The organism is Nocardia amikacinitolerans (assembly GCF_900215415.1).
Lineage (GTDB): Bacteria > Actinomycetota > Actinomycetes > Mycobacteriales > Mycobacteriaceae > Nocardia > Nocardia amikacinitolerans.
This window is the reverse complement of the sequence record NZ_OBEG01000001.1, coordinates 1,309,872-1,332,386: the sequence shown is the minus strand read 5'-3', so window position 1 is coordinate 1,332,386 and position 22,515 is coordinate 1,309,872. Positions and strand designations below refer to the sequence as shown.

The following is a 22,515-nucleotide window of genomic DNA, read 5'->3' as shown; positions in this document are numbered from 1 at the left end:
CGCTGCCGGACGGTCGCGCGGTGTAAAGATGGCCCGGTGACCGATCGGCCGGAATCCGAAGCACCATCGACGCTCTACTTGATCAAGCAACTGGAACTGGCGGTGCGCGCGCTGATGGACGACGCGCTGCGCCCGCTGGGGCTGACCACCTTGCAATACACCGCGCTGACCGTGCTGGAGCGCCGCAGCGGCCTGTCCTCGGCGCAACTGGCGCGCCGGTCGTTCCTGCGTCCGCAGACCATGAACGTCATGGTGCAGACGATGGAGGAGCGTGGCCTGATCCTGCGCCACCGCGACCCGGCCAATCGGCGGGTCCTGGTGGCCACCCTGACCGACCACGGGCGCGAGGTCCTGCGCGAAGCCGGGCCGCTGGTCACCGCGATCGAAGGCAAGCTGCTCGACGGTCTGAGCCCGCGCCGTCGCGCGGAATTCCGCGCGGTGCTCGCGCACGGCACCGCCACCCTCGCCGCCGAGGCGGGCGCTCGCGATCTGGGTGAAATGCCCACCGCCTGAACGATTCCGGCGTCGATACCGGGAGTGGAAACAGGTATTGACGGACCGGATCCGGTGGGGTAGACCTGTCCCCGCAATCATCAGCAATACTGATAAAGGATGTGCGATGGACACCAGCACCGAACCGTGGGGCAACACCGTCGACGTGCAGTTCGACGAGGGCATCGCGTGGGTGACGCTCAACCGGCCCGAGAAGCGCAATGCGATGAACCCGACTCTCAACGACGAGATGTGCGCGACCCTCGACGTGCTCGAGTACGACGACCGCTGCCGCGTGCTCGTCCTCACCGGTGCGGGTGAATCCTTCTCCGCCGGAATGGATCTGAAGGAGTACTTCCGCCAGATCGAGGCCGCCGGCACGGTCGCGGCGCAGCACCGCGCGCGCCGGGCCAGCACCGAATGGCAGTGGCGGCGGCTGTCCTACTTCGCCAAGCCCACCATCGCGATGGTCAACGGCTGGTGCTTCGGCGGCGCCTTCAGCCCGCTGGTCGCCTGCGACCTCGCCATCGCCGACGAGAAGGCACAGTTCGGCCTGTCGGAGGTGAACTGGGGTATTCCGCCGGGGTCGGTGGTCACCAAGGCCATGGCCGCCACCGTGAACCAGCGCGACTCGCTGTACTACATCATGACCGGCGAGCCCTTCGACGGTGCGCGCGCCGCCGAGATGCGGCTGGTCAACGAGGCGGTGCCCGCCGATCGGCTGCGCGGCCGGACCCGCGAGCTGGCGCTGAAGCTGGCCGGCCTCAACCAGGTGGTGCTGCACACCGCCAAGGTCGGCTACAAGTTCGCCGCCGAGATGACCTGGGCGCAGTCCGAGGACTACCTGTACGCCAAGCTGGACCAGTCGCGGACACTCGATGTCGAAGGCGGCCGGGAGAAGGGTCTGAGTCAGTTCCTCGACGACAAGACCTACCGTCCCGGCCTCGGCGCCTTCGACCCGTCCAAATAGCCGCGAGGAGAGGGATGAACGTGCGGAATCGGGGACTCGGGTCGTGGCCCGCGCGCCGCGCCCGGATGACACCGACGGCCGTCGCCGTCACCGCGGACGATCGGCAGATCACCTACGCGCAGCTGCGCGAGCGGGTCGACCGCGCCGCGCAAGTCCTGCGTGCGCTCGGCGTAGGCGCCGGGGACCGTGTCGCGTACCTCGGCCCGAATCATCCCGTCTACCTGGAGATACTCTTCGCCGCCGGTCGGCTCGGCGCGGTCTTCGTGCCGCTGAACAACCGGTCGGCCGTGGCGGAGATCGAGTACGCACTCACCGATTCGGGTGCGCGCGTGCTCGTGCACCACTGCGAGCACGATGCCGCGGTCGCGGCCCTGCCCGGCGCCGCGGCCCTCGGCATCGTGCGCGTCGGTGGCGCAGGCGGCTACGACGACCTACTGGCCGCCGCATCGGCCGAACCGATCGAGGTCGAGGTCGGCCTCGACGACGACTGCCTGATCATGTACACCTCAGGCAGCACCGGGCGGCCCAAGGGCGCCGTGCTCACCCACGGCAACCTCACCTGGAACGCGCTCAACGTGCTCGTCGAGAGCGATGTCACCGGTGCCGAGGTGTCGCTGGTGGCCGCGCCGCTGTTCCACGCGGCCGCGCTCGGCATGATCTGCCTGCCGACCCTGCTCAAGGGCGGGCGAGTGGTGCTGCTGGCCAAGTTCGATCCGGCGCGGGTGCTCGAGCTGATCGAGCGGGAGCGGGTCACCTGGATGTTCGGCGTGCCGACGATGTTCGACGCGCTCGCCGCGCAGCCGGGCTGGGCCGACGCCGATCTGTCCAGCCTGCGAATCCTGTTGTGTGGTGGCGCCCCGGTGCCGCATGCCACCATCGCCCGCTACGTCGAACGCGGCCTCGGCTTCGTCCAGGGCTACGGGATGACCGAGGCCGCGCCGGGCGTGCTCGTCCTGGATCGGGCGCACGCCGAAGCGAAGCTCGGCTCGGCGGGTGTGCCGTCGTTCTTCACCGATGTACGCATCGTCGACGCCGAGGGCGCGCAGGTGGCGCCGGGGGAACGCGGCGAGGTCCTCGTCAGCGGGCCCAACGTGATGCGCGGGTACTGGAACCGGCCCGATGCCACCGCGGAGGCGTTGCGCGACGGCTGGTTCCACTCGGGCGATGTGGCCACCGTCGATGCCGACGGCTACGCCTACATCGTCGATAGGGTCAAGGACGTGATCATCTCCGGCGGGGAGAACATCTATCCCGCCGAGGTGGAGAACGAGATCGCCCATCACCCGCAGGTCGCGGCCTGCGCGGTGATCGGTGTCCCGGACGAGAAGTGGGGTGAGGTGGGCCGAGCGGTCGTCGTCGCGCGGGAAGGGACACAGCCCGACGCCGACGAACTGCTCGCCTTCCTGCGGGAACGCTTGGCGGGGTTCAAGATTCCCCGCTCGGTCGTCTTCGTGGACGAGTTGCCGACCACCGGCTCGGGCAAGATCCGCAAGACGGAAGTCAAGAAGCAGTACGGCTGAGCCACCCGCTCGCTGCCGCACCCCACGGCCCCTCGATCCGCACCCGGGATCGAGGGGCCGTGCGCTGTGCCCGGCATCGGAACCGGCTGCGCCCGGCGCGGAACCGGCTGCGCCCGGCGCGGAACCGGCTGCGCCCGGCACGGAACCGGGAAGGACGCACCGGCACCAGAATGGGCGCACCGCCGCTGGTACTGGGACGGACGCGCCGGGGCTGGTACTGGGACGGACGCGTTGGCGCTGGTGCTGGGGATGGGTGTGCCGAGGCTGGCACTGGACGGACGCGCCGGGGCTGGCGTTGGGGTGGGCGCGCGGGCGCCCGGGGCGGACACGCCGGGGCTGGTGCAGGGTCCAGAATTGTCGGCGCGGTAACCGACCGAAGGCCGCCTTCATCCCGCCAGACAGACTGGATGTCACCTTCATTCACCCGACCTGGGTGCACAGGCGAACCGACCGAGGGTGACCTTCGGTCCGGTGGGGCGACCAATGGTGACCTGTGCTCGGCGAGCTGCACCATCCGCTGGATGCGACGAAACCGCCCCGGCTGCGAGGGCATCCGGGGCGGTCGGGGGGAGTGGGTATCGACCTCAGCCGAGGCTGAAGGGCTGCCCCCACAGGGTCACCCAGCTGGTGACGCTCTCGGTGATGATCTCGACGCTGACGAAGGCGCGCGCCTGCGCGTACCCGCCGCAACCGGACAGTCCGATCGTCTGGTCCGCCCAGGTGACCGACCCGCTGGTGCCGCCGAAGATGTTGTAGGGCTTGTGGGATTCGGCGCCGAAATCGTCCGCCTTCTCCCGATCGAGAATGTAGAACGAGGTGGCCTGGCCCGGGCCGAGCGACAGTTCGCCACCGGAATTCGCGCCGGCGGCCCCTTGGCCTTCGCCGCTCACCGAACCGTCGACGCCACCGGATACGCCGCCGCCGGCGATATTCACCTGGCAACCGACCACATACCCGGGCAGGATGAGCCCACCGTCGGCGCCCGCACCGGCCACGTCGACCTGCGCGCTACCGGACACCCAGGCATTGCGGTGTAGCGGCGTGGAACCGAGCGAGGGGCTGATGGTCGCCGACTCACCGGTCAGGCGCACCGTGACGACGGTGCCGTCGGAGAGGGTCTTCACCAATTCCCCGCCGGGGAGCGGAACGAACGTGTCGGCATCGGCTGTACCGGTTGCGAGCAGGCCGAGCGCGACCGTCGTCGCCGCGGCGATGTTCAGGCGAAACAGATTCTTACGGTTGGACATCACAATTACCTTCGATCGATGTCGAATTCGCTGATGCGAGAGGGGAATTCAGGACGGAGTGTCGACATCTCAGCCGATGCTGAACGGCGCGCCGTACAGCGTGGTCTTGGAGTAGTGGTCGCCGATGATCTCGACCACGGTGTACGCGCGGGCCTGCGCGAAACCCGCACAGCCCTGGATCTCGATCTCGGCGTCCTGGTATTCCACCGAGTACACCCCCGGCTTCGGGATGTCCTTGTAGTCGATCTGGACGAACTTCACCTCACCCGGACCGAGGTCGACCCCGATGGACCCGCCCGCGCTGACTCCGCCGGTGCTGATCCCACCCGATACGCCCGCACCGATCGCGTCGTCGGCGATGCTCACCTGGCATCCGACGAGGTATCCGGTGTTCAGCTGCGACGCGCCGTGGGTGGACGAATTGTTCGACCCGGGGATATTGGCGGGACCGTTGTTCGGGCCGACTTCGCCCTCGGGCGTCACCGAGACGTCCGCGGTGGCAGTGCCCGACACCCAGACCACCCGGCCCGCGCCGTTGGCGGCCATCGACGGTGAGATCACCGCACGCTCCCCGGTGCGCGTCACCGTGACGCCCGGCCCCTGTTTCGAACCATCCGGCAACGGCACGAAGGTGTCGGCGGCGGCAGGGCCGGTGGCGAGCAGCCCGGCGGCGACCGCGGCGGCGACACTGCCGCCGGTGAGCACAGCTTTACTACGAATCACAGTTCTCGAACTTCCTGTTCCGATGGGATATCGAGGCGCCGAGGGCTGTTCCCGTGGCGCCTGCCTCGGCCGCTTCGCGCGGCGCGATCTCACGAATTGACCGGTGCCGAAGCGACTTCGGTCGCGGCTTCGGGCTCGGGTACCTGCAGCGCGGGCAGGTGTGCGATCGCGATCGCGATGCCCGACACCACCGTCAGGACCGCCAGATAGACGCCGATCAGCAGCGAACTGCCCGTACCGGTGAAGATGGCGGTGGCGATGATCGGCGAGAGCGAGCCGCCGAGGATGGCGCCGAACTGGTAGCCGATCGAGGAACCGCTGTAGCGCACTCGGGTCGGGAACAGGTCGGCGATCAGCGCGGGCAGCGGCGCGTACTGCGTCGTCTGGGCGATCAACGCGATCGAACAGGCCAGAATCGCGAGCGCGACGACGCCGGAATCGAAGATCGGGAAGAAGATCAGCGCCGCGATGGCCTGGAAGACCGAACCGACGACCATCAGCCTGTTCCGGCCCCAGCGATCGGCCATGGCCGACAGCACCAGCATCGCGACGAATTGCACGACGCTGACCACGATCACCACGATCAGCAGCGAATTGCGGGAGTAGCCGATCTCTTTCGTGCCGTAGGACAGGATGAACGTCAGCACGATGTAGCCGACGGCGGGACTCGCGGCGGAGGCGAAGAGCGCGACGAGCACGCCGAGCGGATAGCGGCGCAGCACCTCGACGATCGGTGCGCGCGCGGTCTTGCCGTGCGCGGATTCCTGGGCGAACAGCGGGCTTTCGGCCAGCTGGCGACGCAGCCGCAAACCATAGAAGACGAGCACGATGCTGGCCACGAAGGCGATCCGCCAGCCCCAGTCGTCGAAGGCGTCACCGGTGACCGCCGAGAGCAGCAGCATCGTCGAGTAGGCGATGATCGCGCCCGCGGGCACGCCCAGCTGGGTCGCCGCGCCGTAGAACGTCTTGCGTCCGGCGGGCGCGTTCTCGACCGACATCAGCGCGGCCCCACCCCATTCCGCGCCGACCGCCAGCCCCTGCAGCAGGCGCAGGATGAACAGCAGGATCGGTGCGGCTACACCGATCTGGGCGTAATTGGGCAGCAGACCGACCAACACCGTCGAGCCGCCCATCAGCAGCAGCGACATCAACAGCACCCGCTTGCGACCGATCCGGTCACCGAAATGGCCCGCGATGACACCGCCGAGCGGGCGCGTCAGGAAACCGACCGCGAAACTGGCGAACGCGCCGAGCTGGCTGATCGCCGGATTGCTCGACGGGAAGAATTGCGGCCCGAAAATCAGCGCCGCCGCGGCTCCGTAGAGAAAGAAGTCGTACCACTCGATCGCGGTGCCGATGAAACTCGCGGTGGCGGCCTGCTTGGCCGCGGCCGGAGTGATCGGCTTGCTGATTTCTGTGGGCTGGTTGGGCATCAACCCGCTCCTGTTCGAAAAGGTGACTGAATGCCGATCAGGAAAGGCGACAGCGGGGGCACGCTCAACGGATCTTTTCATTCAATGAGAACTGGGTCACAGTCCACCTCGGTGGCTGTGAAACCGCGGTCAACGCAGGCGAAGCGCGCGGATCGCGTTGTCTTTCATGATGTTCGGTAGCAACGCAGGATCGATCTCGAGCTGGGCGAAGTCGCGGATCCAGCGCTCGGGGGTGATCATCGGGAAGTCGGAACCGAACAGCACCTTGCGTGCGAGCTGACCGCGGATCGCGCGCACCAGTTGCGCCGGGAAGTACTTCGGCGACCAGCCGGACAGGTCGATGTAGACATTGGCCTTGTGGGTCGCGACCGAGACGGCCGCGTCCTGCCACGGCACCGACGGGTGGGCCATGATGACGGTGAGGCCGGGGAAATCGGCGGCGACGTCGTCCAGCAGCATCGGGTCGGAATAGCGCAGTTTGATCCCGCGCCCGCCCGGTAATCCAGCGCCGATACCGGTCTGGCCGGTATGGAAAAGGGCTGGGACGCCGAGACTTTCGATTTCGGCGAACAGTGGATAGGCGCTGCGGTCGTTGGGCGCGAAGCCTTGCAGGCTCGGATGGAATTTGAATCCGCGCACCCCGAATTCGGTGACCAGCCTGCGGGCCGCGCGCACCCCGGCGATCCCGCGCGCGGGGTCGATCGAGGCGAACGGGATCAGCACGTCTCGGTGGGCGGCGGCGGCCGCGGCGAGTTCCTCGTTCGGCAGCGCCGGGTGCCCGGTCGCGGCCTCGGCGTCGACGGTGAAGACGACGGCGGCCATGCGCGCGGCGCGGTAGCGGGCGGCGAGTTCGTCGACCGTCGGTCGCGGCGGGGTGTCGGTCTTGAAGTACGCCTCGGCCGCGGTCATCAGTTCGGTGTCGAGGGCCAGGTTGCCGCAGTCGTCGGCGTGGATGTGCGTGTGGACATCGATGGCGGTGATCGCGTCGAGGTCGATGGCGGTGGTCACAGCATTGACCTCGGTCGTCTCGGAGTGGTACACATCTCATCTATATCAGTAAAGCTGATGATTGAACGAACGGAGGCGGCAGCGTGGCCCGATCCTCGAGCGGCGAGTCCTTGCTGTCGCGTGTGGTGCGCATCTACGAGGCGTTCGGCCCCGATCACCGGGCCGTGACCCTGTCCGAACTGGCCGAACGCAGTGATCTGCCGCTGGCGACCGCCTCGCGTCTGGTCAACGAGCTGATCGACTACGGCTGGCTGCGCCGGGATGCGCAGCGGCGGGTGTGCGTCGGGGTGCGGATGTGGGAACTCGCCTCCCGCGCCGCGCCGACCCTCGGCCTGCGCGACGTTGCCTATCCGATCATGGCCGATCTGCATGCCGTGGTCGGGCACAGCGTTCAACTGGGCGTGCTGCAGGACCGCGAGGTGCTCTACATCGAAAGGCTCTCCGCGCCGCGTGCCGTCCGCAACCGGGTCCGCGTCGCCGGGCGGCTCCCGCTGCACGCGACCTCGAGCGGGTTGGTTTTGCTCGCGCACGGACCTCGTGAGCTCCAGGAATCGGTGCTGGCGAGCCCGCTGCGGGCGCTGACGCCACACACCATCACCAGCCCCGATCTGCTACGCGCGACCCTCGGCGAGATCCGGCGCACCGGCCTTGCCTATTGCCCCGGGTTCGTCGACGAATGTGCCACGGGTATCGCGGTGCCGGTCCGCGCGGGGGGCGGGCGGATCGTCGCGGCGCTGTCTGTCGTCGTCCCTAACGACGCGTCGGCCCGGACCGCGGTTCCGGCTCTCCATGCGGCAGGTCGGGGGATCTCCCGCATGTTCGGCACCGCGGCTCCGGCGCGCATGGTGGTTTGAAAGGGCGTCGGGCGGCCGACACGCCACATGATCTGGGCTCAGGTTTGCTCGGCGGTCGCGATGAGGGCGCGCAGGGCCGCGAGCTCGGCATCGAAGGCGCCGCGACCGGACTCGGTGATGGTGATCCAGGTTTTCGGGCGCCCGCCGCCCGTGCTGCGGCGTGCGCTGATCAGTGCGGCGTCCTCGAGGACTTTGAGGTGCCGGTTCAGATTGCCGTCGGTGAGCCGCAATTGCTCGCGCAGCACCCCGAATTCCATGGCAACACCCGAGCGCAGCAGCGCGAGGATGCCGAGCCGGATGCGCTGGTGCACGGTGTCATCCAGGCCGAGCACGGGATGCGGCTCGCTCATGCGCGCGGCCCCGCCTCCGCGCGCAGCAGCTCGACCCCGGCCGCCAGCGCGGCCGCGAGCCCGACGACCAGCGCGAGCCAGGCGTAACCGTGCGCGGGGTCGATCAGCCCGACCGCGAGCGAGACCGCCATCGTGACGGCCGCGACCGCCGCCGTCGTCGCCGATCGCAACGCCACCGCGAACACGGCAAGTCCGACCCCGACCGTCAGCCATGGCGCGACGATCGCCCATTCGCCGCGGTACACCCAGCCGATGCCCGTGGCGGTCACCGCCATCGCGACCGAGGTCAGCGCGACGGCCATGCCGCGCCCGTCCGGCACTTGCACCGGCCTGCGCAGGAAGTACCACGCACAGACCACCACGCCTATCGGTGTGACGACGATCCAGTACCACTGGGCGCCGTTGTGCCGATCGAGCAGTAGTGCCGCCGGCACCGAGGCGAGCACGCTCACCGTCACCCACAGCAGCGGAAACCACATGGGAGCGGCCAACGCCCAACCCCGCCTGGTCAGCGTCTCCATGTCGCCGAGGAGCCGAGCGGCCCCGGCAGCCGAATTACTTTGTGATGCAGAGTTCATGCCTCCACTTTGCATCGCAAAGTATGGCGCCGCAAGACTTTTCAACCCCGCTTGACCGCCGCGTCTTTGCGTGGAGGGGTGTCAGTTGGTGGGGCAGCTTTGGTGGAGGTGGTCGATGGTGGTGGTGATGGTGTGGGCGAGGAGGTCGAGGTCGGGGGTGGTGTCGTAGTCGCCGGTGATGCCGAAGCCGAGGTGGTCGCGGTAGCTCAGGATCGCGATGGCGGTGCGCAGCCGCATCGCGATGGGTGCGTAGGGGAACATCTCGAGGACTTCGTGGCCGTGTAGCCGCAGGGGGCGGGTGGGGCCGGGGACGTTGGTGGCCAGTCCGGCGATGCTGTGTTGCGGAAAGCGCAGTGCGGTGCGCACCGCCCAGGCCAGGGGTGCGAAGGGCACCCATTTGGCAAGCGACAGAATCGAATTCGCCGCGCCCGCTTCGCCGCTGGCCTTGTGCTTGTTCAGGCGTTGGTGCACGGTGCGGAGTTGGTCGAGGGGGTCGTCGAGTTCGATCGGCAGCTGCGGCAGCATCGCCGAGACCCGATTGTCGAGCACGCCGTCGGCGTCGGTGGTGCGCACCGACACCGGTGCCAGGATCCGGACGGTCTCGGTGTCGGGTTCCTCGTCGCGTGCGAGCAGCATCGCCCGGAATGCGGCGGTCACCGCGGCGAGCGCGACGTCGTTGACGGTCACATCGAACGCGGCGCCGATCTGTTTGACCTGTGCCAGCGATACCCGCGCGACGCTGTAGCGGCGTTGGCGGCCGATCGGTCCGGTCAGTGAGGACCCGCTTTCGGGCACGATCGCGTTCCACGCCAGCGGAGCCGCCGCGCGCACCGTGCGCAGCAGCGCGGCCGGCGCCTGAACCGGCAGCCGCAGGCCGTCGGCGAGCATCGCCCACCAGTCCCGGCCACCGTTGCCGTCTGTCTTCTCGCGGTTCGGCGTCGGGGTAGCGGAGGTCGGATCGCAGAAGCGTTGGAACAGCGAGATGCCCGAGACGCCGTCGAGCATGCTGTGGTGGGCGGTGACGATCAACGCCCACCGGTCCCCGTCGAGGTGCTCGACAACGGTGGCGCGCCACAGCGGGTGATCGCGGTCGAGGCGCTGCTCCATGACGGTGGCCACCATCTCCCACAGCGCCGCCTCGTCGCACGGTTGCGGCAGCGCCGCCCAGCGCAGGTGGTGGCCGATATCGAAGTGCGGGTCGTCGACCCACTGCGGGGCGCGCAGGTCCAAGGGCGCCCGTTGCAGTCGCTGGCGCAGTCGCGGGTTGACGTCGATCCGCTCGGTCATCCGGTCGGTGAATTCCGCACGCGGGCCGGGACTTCCGCGCAGGATCGCCACCGCGCCGATGCCGAGGTTGACGTGTTGATCGATGTCTTCGAGTTCCATGAATCCCGAATCCAACGGACCGAGCTCACTCATCCGATCATCCCATCTAGATCTGGTCTCTCGTTGTTCACGCCTGGCGTACCCGCTCGGCGCGATCCAACCCGGTTTCGGCGAATCGGCGTTGTCGCGGAGCGGTCGTCAGCGATCGGCTGGCTCGACCCAGCGGCGCAGAGCGTCGACGGTGGTCTCTGGGGCGGTGTTGAAACAGAATCGGATCCCCGGGGCGATCTCGGCGACGACGTTCACGAGACGCTCGAACAGCAAGGTGTGCTCGGCCGCCATGCGTACGCCCGCACCGATCATGGCGATGCGGAACGACCCCGCCGAAGCGCATTCCCGCAGCGCCGCCTCGGCCGCGTCGGGGTCCGCGGGTACCTGACAGGAGACGATGTCGAATCCGGCGGCGCGGAGCTCGGACTCGCCCGCCTCGATGCGTGCGGTCAGGGTCGCTTCGTCGATCCCCGGATAACGGCTGTAGTCGACTGCGCTGGGATGCAATCCGATCGACAGCACGGTCGGATTCCGTTGCGCCGTCGAGCGGGGACTGGCGCATCACCGTCAAGCGGGTCGACGCCCACACCCTGCCCGACGGTTCGGTCGCCCGGGCCGGAGAGGTGTCGAACTTCCTGTACCGACGACGCGCCGCTGCTGCTGATCTCCGCCGGCATCGGATGCACCCCGATGATGGGCATGCTCAGCCACCTCGCCGACACCGCCGATCCCCGCTCGATCTCGGTCGTCCACGCCGATCGCGCACCCGCCAGCCATGCCCACCGCGCCGAACTGGCCGAACTCGTCGACCGCCTGCCGTTCGCCGTCATGCACCGGTGGTACGAGGACCTCGGCGCCCGCCGCCCCGAAAACGGACTCCGCGAAGGCCGCGCCGACCTCGGCGAGATCACCATCGCCGAAGGAACCGACGTATACCTCTGCGGGCCACTGCCTTTCATGCTCGGCATGCGAGAGGCGCTGCTGGGCAAGGGCGTAGCGGCCGAACACATTCACTACGAGGTCTTCGGCCCCGACAGCTGGGCCGCCACCCCAGCCTAGCCCGCACCCGGTTCCGCGCCCTGGACCGGCGGAGCGTCGAGAATTACCGCGCCCGCCGTTCCAGGCGCAGACCGAGTCGCGTGCCGAGGAAGCCGAGCAGGCCACCGGCCACGGTCGGGGCCGCGAGCAGGCCGATCCACAACCAGCGGGTCGGCCACATCTTCGCGGCCATCTCGCCGTACCTCGAGTCGTCACCCGGTTCGTAGCTCGCGTAGTAGCAGCTGACCGAGTTCGGCCCGACCTGCCACCAGAAGGCGAACACCGCCACCGCCACGAGCCCGCACAGGAACCCGAGCAGGGTGGTGGCGCGCACGGTCGAACCCGTCGATCGCTTCCACTTGTCCGTCATAGTGACAGTCAAACCGATTGGCACCGAGCGCGTTGAGTCGCCGCCGCGTGCTCGGCGCGCAGACCGAGTCGGTGCTCAGTCGAGGGTGCGGACGAACGTCACCATGTCGCGTCCCGGGCCGTTGTAGTCGGTGATCGGGTCGTGGACGACGAAACCCATTGCCGCGTGAAAGGCGATCGAGTTCGTGTTGCCGCGGGAAGTTCGGCCCGATCCACCCGCTCCCGGCGGGCGACAGCGATACTTTCCGGGTGACAGAAACAGCCGGGCTGCACGCGCTGGACACCAGCCCAGATCAGCCGCCCCTTGCCGGGAGCTTCCGCTTCTGGTTCACCGACCAACGCTGGGAATGGTCCGACGAGGTCGCCGCCCTGCACGGGTACGCACCGGGCAGCGTCGTCCCGACCACCGAACTGCTGTTGGCGCACAAGCATCCCGACGACCGCGCCGAGGTCGCCGACACCCTCGTCACGGTGGTGCAGACCGGTCAGCCGTTCTGTAGTCGTCACCGGATCATCGACACCACCGGGATCGAGCACCACGTCTTGGTGGTCGGCGACCAGTTGCGTGATCACACCGGCGCGCTGGTCGGCACCGCGGGCTTCTACGTCGACGTCACCGACAGCGTGGACCAGACCCGGCGCGCGGTCCTCAACGAGGCGCTGCCGGAGCTGGTGGAGGCCAGGGCGGTGATCGAACAGGCCAAGGGCGCGCTGATGCTGGTGTATGGGATCAGCGCCGAGCAGGCGTTCAACGTGTTGGCCTGGCGCTCACAGGAGACCAACACCAAGCTGCGCACCATCGCCGAGAAGCTGGTGAGCGCGCTGCGCGATTTCGGCGGCGGTTCGGTGAGCACCCGCACCCGGTTCGATCACTTGCTGCTCACCGTGCACGAACGTCCCTGACACGTTGCTTCCGGCGCGGCATCGCCGGGCGGGGCCGACTGTTCGACCGCCCCCGGCGATGCCGCCGTATCCGAGCGGCGCCCACCCGCTGACCGCTGGCTGAACGGTGAGCGGAAGCGCCGCACCCATATTCGTAGCAAACCCGCGCCGATCCGCCCGCCCTTTCGGAAGAGATACCGGGCGGCTCAGTTCGTCGACACGGCAGGCAGCGGCACCGACCAGCGGATGACAGTTCCTCCGGCGGAATCCTTTTCGGCGGTGAAGCTGCCGCCTTCGCGGGTGCGTGCGGCCATGTTGGCCAGTCCGCTACGGCGGGTGGGTTGTTCGGGTAGGCCGATGCCGTTGTCGGTGATTTCGAGGGTGACGTCGTCGGCGATGGTGAGTTTGACCGAGACGGCGGTGGCACCCGCGTGGCGGACCACGTTGCTGAGTGCTTCGCGCAGCACTGCTTCGAGGTCGTCGAACATGGCGGGACTGAGGACGGATACCGGTCCGGCGAGGCGGACGGAGGTGCGCAGGTCGGTGTCCGCGGTCATTTCCGCGACCACGGCGTGCAGGCGTTTGCGCAGGACCGGTGCTTCGGCGGCGGTGCTGGAGTGCAGGTCGAAGATGGAGTGGCGGATGTCTTGGACGATGGTCTGGACGTCGTTGATGGTGTCGGTGAGGCGAGCTTTGATCTCGGGGGTGCGGGCGCGAGCCACGGTGCCTTGCAAGGAAAGCCCGACGGCGAAGAGCCGCTGAATGACGTGATCGTGCAGGTCGCGGGCGATGCGGTCGCGTTCGGAGACCACGTCGAGTTCACGCATCCGGCGTTGGGTGTTGGCCAGCTCCAACGCCAGCGCCGCCTGGTCGGCGAAGCCGCTCATCATCGAATGCCCGGCCGCGTCGAGTGCGGGCATCTCGGCAGGCCGCACCGTGGTCAGCACGCCGATGACCGACTGACCCGCTCGCAGCGGAGCGACAACGGGCGCACCGTATTTCGCCGGATCCAGCCCCGGCGCCGAACTCGGTTCGGCGGTGGTTGTCGGTTCGTCGCGGAAGACGGCTCCGACGCGGGAACCGTGCACCGGTATTCGTGTGTGGACGATCTGTTCGGCATCGGCGCCCGCCGCGGAGACCACAACGAGTTCGTCGACTTCGGCGGCGGGTGTGTCCGGATCCTCGGGCAGGGCGAGGAAGGCGCAGGCCGACTGGGTCAGCGTCAGGGCGCGTGCGGTGATCAATTCGAGGACTTCGGCGGGTTCCCCACCGGCCAGCACGATGGTGGCGACATCCTGGGTGGCTTGCAGCCACTGCTGGCGGGTGCGGGACTGTTCGTAGAGGCGGGCATTGGCGATCGCGATGCCCGCCGCGGCGGCCAATGCTTGGACCACGACCTCGTCGTCCTCCGTGAACTCTTGGCCCCCGGCCTTTTCGGTGAGATACAGGTTGCCGAAGATCTCGTCGCGGACCTGGACCGGGACGCCGAGGAAGGTTCTCATCGGCGGATGGTGGGCGGGAAAGCCCACCGAGGACGGATGAGTGGACATGTCCGCCAACCGAATCGGCTTGGGCTGTTCGAACAACAACCCCAGCACGCCGTGGCCGCGCGGCAGATCGCCGATCAGTACGCGGGTGCGGTCATCGATGCCCTCGTAGACGAACTCCGACAGCCGGTGGGAGTCGGTGTCGGTCTCGCGGACGCCGAGGGCGCCGTAGCGGGCGTCGACCAACTCGATGGCGGTGTGCACGATCGAGCGCAGTGTGTTGTCCAGGTCCAGGCCCGCGGTGACGACGAGCATCGCCTCGATGAGCCGGTCCATCTGGTCGCGCACACCGACGATCTCCGCGATGCGGTCCTGGACCTCGCCCAGCAGTTCCCGCAGCCGAGACTGCGCAAGGGTGCCGATGACCGGGGGAGGGTCACCGGGGTCGGAGTCGGGCGATCGACCGTGCATACCGGTCATTGTGGCACTCGCGAGATGGACCTGGTCTCGAGCGGGGTTCGGCGGTCTAGAAGCCGGTTTTCGGCTGCGGGTTCAGTTTCGAGGCCAGGACCGCCGCTTGGGTTCTGCGTTCGACGCCGAGTTTGGTCAGCAGCCTGGACACGTAGTTCTTGACTGTCTTCTCGGCCAGATACATGCGCGCGGCGATCTGCCGATTGGTCAGCCCCTCACCCAGCAGCGCGAGCAGCGTGCGTTCCTGCTCGGTCAGGGTGGCCATCGGCCCGGACTCGGCTTCGGCTTCGGCGCGGAGCTTGGCCATCAACGCCGCCGCGGCCCGGTTGTCCAACAGCGATTTGCCCGCCCCGATGGCGCGGATGGCGTCGACGAGATCGGTGGTGCCGATGTCCTTGACGACGTAACCGCTGGCTCCGGCCAGGATCGCGTCCAGCATGGCCTGCTCGTCGGTGAACGAGGTCAGGATCAAACACCGCAGATCGGCATGCCGGGACAGCAATTCCCGGCACAACTCGATGCCGTTGCCGTCGGGCAGGCGCACATCCAGCACGACGACCTCCGGACGCGCCGCCGGGATGCGCGCCATCGCCTGCTCGACGCTGCCCGCCTCGCCGACCACCTCCAAATCGGCCTCGGCTTCGAGCAGATCACTCACACCGCGGCGCACGATCGCGTGGTCGTCGACCAGAAAAACCCGAACCATCGTCTCGACCCCTTTCCGTAGTCCCAGCTTACGAAACCACCGGCTCGGTCCTGCCGTTGATTACCAAACGGGTAGACCCGTAAGGTATCTGTATGAGCACGCAGACACCCGCCGGGCGGCCCCGCGACCAGCGCACCCACCGGGCCATCCTCGATGCCGCCGAAGGGCTGGTGATCGAAGCCGGTTACGCGGCGGCCTCGGTCACCGCGATCGCCTCGCGCGCCGGAGTCGGCAAGGACGCGATTTACCGCCGCTGGTCGGGCAAACCGGAACTGGTCTACGAGGCGCTGTTCACCACCGTGGACACGGGTCCGGTGCCCGACACCGGGACGTTGGGCGGCGATGTCACGGCCGTGACCTCGGCGTTGATCGCGGAGTTCAGCACACCGGCCGCGGTCGCCGCCCTGCCGGGGCTGCTGGCCGATTTCGCCGCCGACCCGCAGCTGCGTTCGCGGGTACGCACCGCGTTCCTGGCTCCGGCCAAGGCGCGCATGGTGGAGATCTTCGACCGCGCCAGGGGCCGTGGGGAACTCGATGGCGAGGTCGATGTGGAGTTGGTGCTCGACACGTTGGCCGGTGCGGTGTTCTTTCACCTCGGCCTGCTGGGCGAGCCGGTCACCGAGACGTTGGCCGACCGGCTCGGCCGCATCGTGACCGCCGGGATCGGTGCGAGATGAACGGTTGGTTGCTGAGCGCGGGCGTCGCCGCGGCCGCCGTGGCGGGGGTGCATGTGGTCGCCGGACACATAGATCCGGTGCGGCCGTTGCTCGACAGCGCGCTACCGGACGTCCCGAAGCGGACACTGCACGTCGTATGGCATTGGGTCAGTGTCGATCTCGTGCTCAGCGCGCTCACCCTCATCGCGCTGGCGGTTGCCGAGCCGACGGGCACCGAGCTGGTCGCGCTGCTGACCGCTCTCCATTTCGCCGCTTACACGGTGGTTTTCGTGGTCGTCGCGACCGCGCTGCCGGGACCTCGGCGGCTGCTGCGCCTTCCGCAGTGGATGCTGTTGGCTCCGATCGCGGTGCTGGCCTTGGCGGGTGCCGTGTGAATGCCGCCGCCTGACTCTTCGAAGCAGCCTCGCCTCGGGGTTGGGTCAGGGTGGGAGTCCATCGCGAGGTTTAGCGACGGTCATCCGGCAGCCCGATCCGGAAGCGTCGATCGGCGCCTAGCCTTACGAATATGATTGGGCACGAGAATAATTCGGGGTCATCTCGGCGACATCGGTTGGATCGGCGGCGGTTCCTCGCTGCCGCCGCGGCGGTGCCGGTGCTGGTGTCGATCGCCTCCTGTTCCTCGGCCAGCGCCCCGAAGCGGTCGTCCGGACCGGATCTGTCCGGGGTGGATGCGGCGGTCCGGCCACAGGACGACCTGTACCGCCATGTCAACGGGGCGTGGCTGCGGGAATTCCGGCTACCGGCGGACAAGCCCAGCTACGGGGTGTTCGACGAGCTCACCGATCGCACCGAGGAGCGGCTCCGCGAGATACTCGAGGGCATGTCGGGAGCCGCCGCGGGCACCGATGAACAGCGTCTGCACGCTGTCTACACCGGCTGTCTCGACACCGCCGCGCGGGAGCGGGCGGGGATCAGCCCACTGGCGGATCTGCTCGCCGAGATCGACAACGCCGCCGGTAAACCCGAGCTCGCGAGGGTGATGGGCCGTCTCACCGCGCTCGGCGTGCCGGGGCTGATCGGAGTGCGGGTGCAGCCCGATCGCAAGGACCCGACCCGGCACCGGGTCTACCTGTCACAATCGGGGCTCGGAATGCCGGACGGTTCCTTCTACCGCGACACGCGATACGCCGATCAGCAGGTCGCCTACCGCACCTACCTCGAGCGCATCGGGCGTGCGGCGGGCCTACCGGAGCCGACCGGGCTCGCCACGCGGACCTACGAGCTGGAGAACGGAATCGCCGGTGGGCATGTGGATCTCACGCTCTTCATCGAAGCCATGTCGTCGTACAACCCGTACTCGTGGAGTGGATTGCGTGAGCTGGCACCGGGATTCGACTGGGACGCGTGGCTCGCGGGTGTGACCGACCGGCCCGAGCGATTCGAGACGGTGGTGGTCGACCAGCCCGGATACCTGCCCGTTGCCGCCCGGCTGTGGGCCGAGACAGACATCGCCGTGTGGCGGGACTATCTGCGGCTGAGAGTGATCTCCCGTTACGCACCGGCGCTGTCGACCGCATTCGCCGAGGCCCACTTCGATTGGAACGACCGGACGTTGCAGGGAACCCAGCAGCCGCCGGAGCGGTGGCGCACGGCGGTGCGGGTGGTCCGGGAGCGACTCGGGGACGCGCTCGGTCGCGCCTATGCCGCGCGCCATTTCCCGGCCGAGTCCAAGAAGCTTGCCGACGAGCTGGTCTCAGATCTCTTGCGCGCCTACCGGACTGCGCTGGGTGAGGCTTCGTGGATGTCCGAGGCGACTCGGCAGACCGCGGTGGCCAAGGTGGACAAGGTGGTTGCGATGGTCGGCGCGCCATCACGCGGCCGCGACTATACGGGGCTGGCCATTCCGGGAGGCGACTTCGTCGCCGCGTTGCGCGCCGCCGACCGCTTCGAATTCCAGTGGCAGTTACGAAAATTGGAGCGACCCGTGGATCGCGGCGAGTGGGATTTCATGACGCCCGCCGACGTGAACGCCAGCTACAGCTGGGAGCTCAACCACATCTGCCTGCCCGCGGCCATTCTGCAACCGCCGTTCTTCGACCCGGATGCCGACGCGGCGGTCAACTACGGCGGTATCGGCATGGTGATCGCCCACGAGATGGGCCACGGTTTCGACACCGGCGGCTCCAAATACGACGCGAACGGCGTTCTACGGGACTGGTGGACACCGGAGGACAAGGCCGCCTTCGAGGCCAAGGCCCAATTGGTCGTTGACCAGTACGACCCGCTGGTACCGGAAGGCATGAGCCCCGACCAGCACGTCGACGGCGCTCTCACCGTCACCGAGAACCTCGCCGACCTGCGCGGACTGACAACGGCATTGGCGGCCTACCGATTGGCCGAACAGCGTCGCGGCGTGACGAATCCGGACTACCGCCCGCTCTTCCAGGCCTACGCGCGCATATGGCGGCACTGCGCGAGCCCGGAATACCAGGCCATGATGCTCGGCCTCGACCCGCACTCACCCGCCGAATTCCGCGTCAACCAGGTGGCGCGCAACATGCCGGAGTTCTACACCGCGTTCGATGTCCAGCCCGCCGACCGCATGTATCTGGAAGCCCGCAAGCGAGTCACCATGTGAGACAAGGGATCCACATAGTGAGGGGGTCTACCAGTTCTCGCACTCCTCCTCGTACGGAACCGATTTGCGAGGGGCGTTGTCGGCGTCGATGGGCATCACTGCCCCAGACGCTCGACGGGCACTCGCAGCGCGAGCGTGTCGGCCAGCATGCTGTCCGTCGTCCCGTCGCGCGGGCCCGCGCGGCACCGGTGCCCACGCCAGATCCGACACCCGCACCGCCAGATCGAGCTCCGCGTTCGGTGAGGGTGCAGCCAGAGCAGCATCGCGCGCCGCGTTGTCGCCGAACTGAATTCGGCCGCCGAACGCGTCGCCCAAGCCCACGTGTTCGGCAAGGGAATGGGCATTGCGGCGCCTCAGATCGGAATAGGCAGAGCCGCCGCGATCGTACGCACGCCCGACGGCGATACCCTCACACTGTTCAACCCCCGCATCGTGGAATCCGGCGGGGTCGAAGACGAGCAGTACGAGGGATGCCTCAGCTTCTTCGACCTCCGCGGCAGGGTACCGCGACCGCTCACAATCACCGTGGAGCACACCGACATCGACGGCACCATCCGGATGACGGTGTTCGAGCGCGGAGTCGCGCGTTTGGTCGCACACGAGATCGACCATCTGGACGGGCGGCTCTACCTCGATCACATGCGCCCCGGAATCCAACCGATCCCCGTCGAGCAGTACCGGGCCACCGGTAAGAACTGGAGCTACTGAATCATTCGCGCCGCTATTGCGAAACCGGGCATCGATGCCGATTGGACCCGGTGAAGTCCCTCGACCCGCGCATTCGGCCCGCGCCGGGAGCCGTGCCCTTGTCTCAGAGCAACAGAACCACAACCACGACTACGAGTAGTACCGCGAGGCCGACGATGACGTCGCCGGCTGTCGTGTCGCGGTTGTTGTAGTCGAAAGGGCTCATCGCGACCTCCCCTGGGATGAGTGGCTCTATCTCATTGGGCGCGCGAGAGAAGGCCGGACCGGTCGGTCTTCGGAGGTTGGGGTGCTCGGCGCGTACCACGGCGGTGGTGCGGCGCGCGGCGCGATCGCCGTCTGCGATTCCGTCTAGTGCAGCGACTGTTTCGACCCAGCATCGTGCGGATCCACGCCATCGTGGCCGAGGTCGTCAGCAGCCGCAGCGGCACGCCCTCTGGGATCGATCCCCTGGGTCAGCGTTGGCGTTGTTTGTTGGTTCGTAGGCGGTGGTTGTCGGCGTGGAGTTGGGCGTTGGCGTCTTCGAGGTCGAGGATGCGGGCGATGCCTGCGAGGTTGATGCCTTGGGCGGCGAGGGTGGTGATGCGGTGTAGGCGGGTGAGGTCGTTGCCGCTGTAGCGGCGGGTGCCGCCGTCGCTGCGGGCTGGGGTGATCAGGCCGTGTCGTTCGTAGAGGCGCAGGGTTTGTATGCCGATGCCGGCCAGGTCGGCGGCCACCGATATCGCGTATACCGCGCGTGCCGGGTCCGGCTGTTGGTGTTGTTGGCGATCCAACTCTGCTCCTCGGTACTGCTGTTGCTCTAGGTTTTCTATGGTATCCCCTTGCGTGTGGCTGTTGATGGTGCTATAAGAAATCTGTACTGGATGGCATAGATTATCCGGTGTCCGACTATCTGGTAGACGGTTGGTTGGAGGTGACGATCATGCTGATGCGTACCGATCCGTTCCGGGATCTGGACCGTCTGGCGCAGCAGGTGTTCGGCACAGCGGCTCATCCCGCGGCGATGCCGATGGACGCCTGGCGTGAGGGCGATCGGTTCGTTGTCGAGTTCGATCTGCCGGGGATGGATCCCGATTCGCTGGATCTGGACGTCGAACGCAACGTGGTCACGGTGCGGGCGGTGCGTCCGGAGTTGGCGGGGGATCGGGAGGTGATCGCCGCGGAACGCTCGCGTGGTGTGTTCAGCCGTCAGTTGTTCCTGGGCGAGACCCTCGATGTCGATCGCATCCGCGCCGATTACACCGATGGGGTGCTGCGGTTGACGATCCCGGTCGCCGAGGCGGCCAAGCCGCGCCGGATCGAGATCGCCCACGGCGACGGCCACAAGGTGATCGACGCCTGAGCCCGGGCGGCTTCGACTGGGATGTGTCGGAGGTGTATTGGTCATGATCGACACCGATGGTTTCGGTGTTCGCGACCGGATCGATGCGCGGCTGCTGGCGCTGGATCCCGACCTCGAGCCGTTGTTCGCCGAGGTCGAGGAGATCCTGTGCGAAGCCCTTGCCCCCGAGCGGGTTTCGGAGTGGGTGCGGCTTCGCACCCGAGCGCCCCGCCCACCGGCCGACGTCGATTGGGGTTGGCGGACACCGAGATTGACAGGACGAGCGCCGCCGAGGATGCGCGCGACCCAACGCGGCCCTCCGCGCCGGACCGAACACACGGGTTGGTGAACAGGTGGAAGTGAGGTGATGTCATAGACATGATGCGGCCCGCGGCGCTGATGCCGTCGACCGTCCGGCAACCAGGCGCGTTCGAATACCGCGTAGCACGCGAACATTCGCGCATCGCCAGTGTGGCAACGCCGGAACGCACGACACCGCCGCGCCGCGGATCAACCTCTCGCAAGTCACGTCTTCCTTCACCGGGGCGGGTCCGGAGCGATTACCCAGGGCCCGCCCCACCTGCATCCGAGTGTCCAGTGCACGACGTAAGGAGGTTGGCCATGACCGCGATCCCCGCCCGCGACGACGCCGACTACGCCGAGCAACGCACCCTCGTCCACGACGCCGACCGCCACACCGGCCTGGACACCCGCGCGCTGCACCCGTTGGCCGAACGCGTCCGCGCCGCCTTCGACGCCGCCGACGCCACCGACCGAATCGATCAAGCCTTCATCACCCCGCTACCCGATGACGACGACTATCGCCTCGCCTGACGCCGACACCGACTTCCTCGGGTGCCAGTGCGGCACCGTCGCCCTGCTCTCCCTGCTCGCCGCCCCACCGATCACCCTGCTCCCGCTGGCCGTCACCGTCGGCTGCGCGATCCTCGCGTCCGTGCTGCGCGAACCACGCCCGACCGGTCGACCTGGCCCAGGATGCCCGGTGAGCACCCGGGGCGCCGGCGCGTCGAGATAGCTCCCTTAGACGCTGGTTGCTGTCCGTGTGCTGACTCCGGCGAGTAGGGGACAATGGGGTATGGCCTCGCCAGCCCTGACCGTGGTGACCGGTCGTCCAGGCACCGGGAAAACGACCCTTGCCCACAGCCTCGCACGCGAGATCGGCTGCCCGGCGATCGTCCACGACGAGATCACCCAGGGCATGGTTCTGACCAACTCGCCGACCAGGACGGCGGGCGTCGGGGAAGCCTTCGAGCGCCCCGCCCTCGACGCGTTCTTCGACGTCATCGCCGCGTTGGCCCGGGCGGGAGTCACCCTCGTCGCCGAAGCCGCGCTGCCGGGCAAGCTGTGGCATCCGCACCTCGAGGCGCTCACCGAGTTCGCCGAGATCCGCATTCTGCGCTGCACCGCGCCGACCTCGATCGTCCACGGGCGCATCACCCAGCGCATCGCGACCAACCCCCACCGTCGCGCCCGAAGCGACGAGCTCATGGAGGGGATCGATCCCGACACGGCCTCCGAAGAGGATTTCGACCCGGCGATCGACGAGCTACCCACCCTGACCGTGGACACCACCCACGGCTATCAGCCCGGCCTCGTGGCCCTCTCGCGCTTCGCGACCCAACCCAATCCCGGCGATACGCTCGACGCCTGAGCGCCCGAAGTGGGGGCGCGCGAAGTCGAGCTCAGATACCCGACAAGCCGTCTCGTA

26 protein-coding genes and 1 pseudogene are annotated in these 22,515 nt (G+C 68.0%); 15 read left to right on the top strand and 12 right to left on the bottom strand.

Features of this window, described 5'->3' with window-relative positions; genetic code table 11:
* Positions 1-36 precede the first annotated feature (36 nt).
* The 3 genes from CRP45_RS06255 (at position 37) to CRP45_RS06245 (ending at position 2,982) form a co-directional block, all read left to right on the top strand.
* Positions 37-513 (top strand): MarR family winged helix-turn-helix transcriptional regulator, encoded by a 477-nt coding sequence (locus tag CRP45_RS06255; RefSeq protein ID WP_245909945.1) that lies wholly within the window; start codon positions 37-39, stop codon positions 511-513.
* Positions 514-619: 106 nt separating this feature from the next.
* Positions 620-1,462, top strand: coding sequence for a p-hydroxycinnamoyl CoA hydratase/lyase (locus tag CRP45_RS06250; RefSeq protein ID WP_067783033.1), 843 nt, complete (start codon positions 620-622; stop codon positions 1,460-1,462).
* 14 nt (positions 1,463-1,476) lie between these two features.
* Positions 1,477-2,982 carry an acyl-CoA synthetase gene (locus tag CRP45_RS06245; protein ID WP_245909944.1) on the top strand — a complete coding sequence of 502 codons (1,506 nt, stop codon included), beginning with the start codon at positions 1,477-1,479 and terminating at the stop codon, positions 2,980-2,982.
* 584 nt (positions 2,983-3,566) lie between these two features.
* Here CRP45_RS06245 and CRP45_RS06240 read toward each other — a convergent pair.
* The 4 genes from CRP45_RS06240 to CRP45_RS06225 form a co-directional block, all read right to left on the bottom strand.
* The gene (locus tag CRP45_RS06240; protein ID WP_097244156.1) at positions 3,567-4,229 is read right to left on the bottom strand and encodes an MspA family porin; all 663 of its coding nucleotides are present in this window, start codon (positions 4,227-4,229) and stop codon (positions 3,567-3,569) included.
* 69 nt (positions 4,230-4,298) lie between these two features.
* On the bottom strand, positions 4,299-4,952 hold the full coding sequence (locus CRP45_RS06235) for an MspA family porin (protein WP_097244155.1): 654 nt from the start codon (positions 4,950-4,952) through the stop codon (positions 4,299-4,301).
* Between the two features lie 89 nt (positions 4,953-5,041).
* Positions 5,042-6,385: an MFS transporter gene (locus tag CRP45_RS06230; RefSeq protein WP_097244154.1), complete on the bottom strand. Its 1,344-nt coding sequence runs from the start codon at positions 6,383-6,385 to the stop codon at positions 5,042-5,044.
* 129 nt (positions 6,386-6,514) lie between these two features.
* Positions 6,515-7,393 carry an amidohydrolase family protein gene (locus CRP45_RS06225; RefSeq protein ID WP_281256165.1) on the bottom strand — a complete coding sequence of 293 codons (879 nt, stop codon included), beginning with the start codon at positions 7,391-7,393 and terminating at the stop codon, positions 6,515-6,517.
* An 83-nt stretch (positions 7,394-7,476) separates the two neighbouring features.
* Here CRP45_RS06225 and CRP45_RS06220 point away from each other — a divergent pair, with 83 nt between their 5' ends.
* On the top strand, positions 7,477-8,247 hold the full coding sequence (locus CRP45_RS06220) for an IclR family transcriptional regulator (protein WP_097244153.1): 771 nt from the start codon (positions 7,477-7,479) through the stop codon (positions 8,245-8,247).
* 38 nt (positions 8,248-8,285) lie between these two features.
* On the opposite strand, the gene CRP45_RS06215 is transcribed toward CRP45_RS06220, so the two are convergent.
* The 4 genes from CRP45_RS06215 to CRP45_RS06200 all read right to left on the bottom strand — a co-directional run bounded on the left by CRP45_RS06215 (position 8,286) and on the right by CRP45_RS06200 (position 11,074).
* Positions 8,286-8,597, bottom strand: a complete 312-nt coding sequence (locus tag CRP45_RS06215) for a transcriptional regulator (RefSeq protein WP_097244152.1) — start codon at positions 8,595-8,597, stop codon at positions 8,286-8,288.
* Positions 8,594-9,175, bottom strand: coding sequence for a hypothetical protein (locus tag CRP45_RS06210; RefSeq protein ID WP_143861360.1), 582 nt, complete (start codon positions 9,173-9,175; stop codon positions 8,594-8,596). The genes CRP45_RS06215 and CRP45_RS06210 overlap by 4 nt, the downstream gene beginning before the upstream one ends.
* 81 nt (positions 9,176-9,256) lie before the next feature.
* The gene (locus tag CRP45_RS06205; protein ID WP_097244150.1) at positions 9,257-10,594 is read right to left on the bottom strand and encodes a wax ester/triacylglycerol synthase family O-acyltransferase; all 1,338 of its coding nucleotides are present in this window, start codon (positions 10,592-10,594) and stop codon (positions 9,257-9,259) included.
* Positions 10,595-10,699: 105 nt separating this feature from the next.
* Positions 10,700-11,074, bottom strand: a complete 375-nt coding sequence (locus CRP45_RS06200; protein ID WP_097244608.1) for a hypothetical protein — start codon at positions 11,072-11,074, stop codon at positions 10,700-10,702.
* 8 nt (positions 11,075-11,082) lie between these two features.
* Here CRP45_RS06200 and CRP45_RS06195 point away from each other — a divergent pair.
* Positions 11,083-11,611: pseudogene (locus tag CRP45_RS06195) on the top strand (ferredoxin reductase domain-containing protein); the annotation flags it as partial.
* A gap of 43 nt (positions 11,612-11,654) precedes the next feature.
* Here the strand turns inward: CRP45_RS06195 and CRP45_RS06190 are convergent.
* Entirely contained in the window at positions 11,655-11,960 is a 306-nt protein-coding gene (locus tag CRP45_RS06190; protein ID WP_097244149.1) for a hypothetical protein, read from the bottom strand.
* A 248-nt stretch (positions 11,961-12,208) separates the two neighbouring features.
* On the opposite strand from CRP45_RS06190, the gene CRP45_RS06185 reads away from it, so the two are divergent.
* Positions 12,209-12,862 (top strand): PAS and ANTAR domain-containing protein, encoded by a 654-nt coding sequence (locus CRP45_RS06185; RefSeq protein ID WP_097244148.1) that lies wholly within the window; start codon positions 12,209-12,211, stop codon positions 12,860-12,862.
* A 185-nt stretch (positions 12,863-13,047) separates the two neighbouring features.
* On the opposite strand, the gene CRP45_RS06180 is transcribed toward CRP45_RS06185, so the two are convergent.
* Both CRP45_RS06180 and CRP45_RS06175 read right to left on the bottom strand, forming a co-directional pair.
* Positions 13,048-14,799 carry a sensor histidine kinase gene (locus CRP45_RS06180; RefSeq protein WP_097244607.1) on the bottom strand — a complete coding sequence of 584 codons (1,752 nt, stop codon included), beginning with the start codon at positions 14,797-14,799 and terminating at the stop codon, positions 13,048-13,050.
* Positions 14,800-14,854: 55 nt separating this feature from the next.
* Positions 14,855-15,505, bottom strand: a complete 651-nt coding sequence (locus CRP45_RS06175) for a response regulator (RefSeq protein ID WP_097244147.1) — start codon at positions 15,503-15,505, stop codon at positions 14,855-14,857.
* Positions 15,506-15,597: 92 nt separating this feature from the next.
* Between CRP45_RS06175 and CRP45_RS06170 the strand changes: the two genes are divergently transcribed.
* The 4 genes from CRP45_RS06170 to CRP45_RS06155 all read left to right on the top strand — a co-directional run bounded on the left by CRP45_RS06170 (position 15,598) and on the right by CRP45_RS06155 (position 19,468).
* Positions 15,598-16,182, top strand: a complete 585-nt coding sequence (locus CRP45_RS06170; protein ID WP_097244146.1) for a TetR/AcrR family transcriptional regulator — start codon at positions 15,598-15,600, stop codon at positions 16,180-16,182.
* Complete coding sequence (locus CRP45_RS06165; protein WP_097244145.1) at positions 16,179-16,556, top strand: hypothetical protein; 378 nt, start codon at positions 16,179-16,181, stop codon at positions 16,554-16,556. The genes CRP45_RS06170 and CRP45_RS06165 overlap by 4 nt, the downstream gene beginning before the upstream one ends.
* A gap of 176 nt (positions 16,557-16,732) precedes the next feature.
* On the top strand, positions 16,733-18,760 hold the full coding sequence (locus CRP45_RS06160) for a M13 family metallopeptidase (protein WP_245909943.1): 2,028 nt from the start codon (positions 16,733-16,735) through the stop codon (positions 18,758-18,760).
* A gap of 261 nt (positions 18,761-19,021) precedes the next feature.
* A complete protein-coding gene (locus CRP45_RS06155) occupies positions 19,022-19,468 on the top strand; it encodes a peptide deformylase (protein ID WP_097244143.1) in 447 nt (148 codons plus the stop codon).
* 452 nt (positions 19,469-19,920) lie between these two features.
* Here the strand turns inward: CRP45_RS06155 and CRP45_RS06150 are convergent, their stop codons facing one another.
* Positions 19,921-20,238, bottom strand: a complete 318-nt coding sequence (locus CRP45_RS06150) for a MerR family transcriptional regulator (RefSeq protein WP_067780335.1) — start codon at positions 20,236-20,238, stop codon at positions 19,921-19,923.
* Between the two features lie 149 nt (positions 20,239-20,387).
* On the opposite strand from CRP45_RS06150, the gene CRP45_RS06145 reads away from it, so the two are divergent.
* The 5 genes from CRP45_RS06145 to CRP45_RS06125 all read left to right on the top strand — a co-directional run bounded on the left by CRP45_RS06145 (position 20,388) and on the right by CRP45_RS06125 (position 22,458).
* Positions 20,388-20,807: an Hsp20/alpha crystallin family protein gene (locus tag CRP45_RS06145; RefSeq protein ID WP_097244606.1), complete on the top strand. Its 420-nt coding sequence runs from the start codon at positions 20,388-20,390 to the stop codon at positions 20,805-20,807.
* A 43-nt stretch (positions 20,808-20,850) separates the two neighbouring features.
* Entirely contained in the window at positions 20,851-21,135 is a 285-nt protein-coding gene (locus tag CRP45_RS06140) for a hypothetical protein (protein ID WP_097244141.1), read from the top strand.
* Positions 21,136-21,407: 272 nt separating this feature from the next.
* Entirely contained in the window at positions 21,408-21,620 is a 213-nt protein-coding gene (locus tag CRP45_RS06135; protein ID WP_097244140.1) for a hypothetical protein, read from the top strand.
* Positions 21,595-21,822: a hypothetical protein gene (locus tag CRP45_RS06130; protein ID WP_097244139.1), complete on the top strand. Its 228-nt coding sequence runs from the start codon at positions 21,595-21,597 to the stop codon at positions 21,820-21,822. The genes CRP45_RS06135 and CRP45_RS06130 overlap by 26 nt, the downstream gene beginning before the upstream one ends.
* Before the next feature lie 60 nt (positions 21,823-21,882).
* Entirely contained in the window at positions 21,883-22,458 is a 576-nt protein-coding gene (locus tag CRP45_RS06125) for a P-loop nucleotide/nucleoside kinase family protein (RefSeq protein WP_097244138.1), read from the top strand.
* Positions 22,459-22,515: the final 57 nt, after the last annotated feature.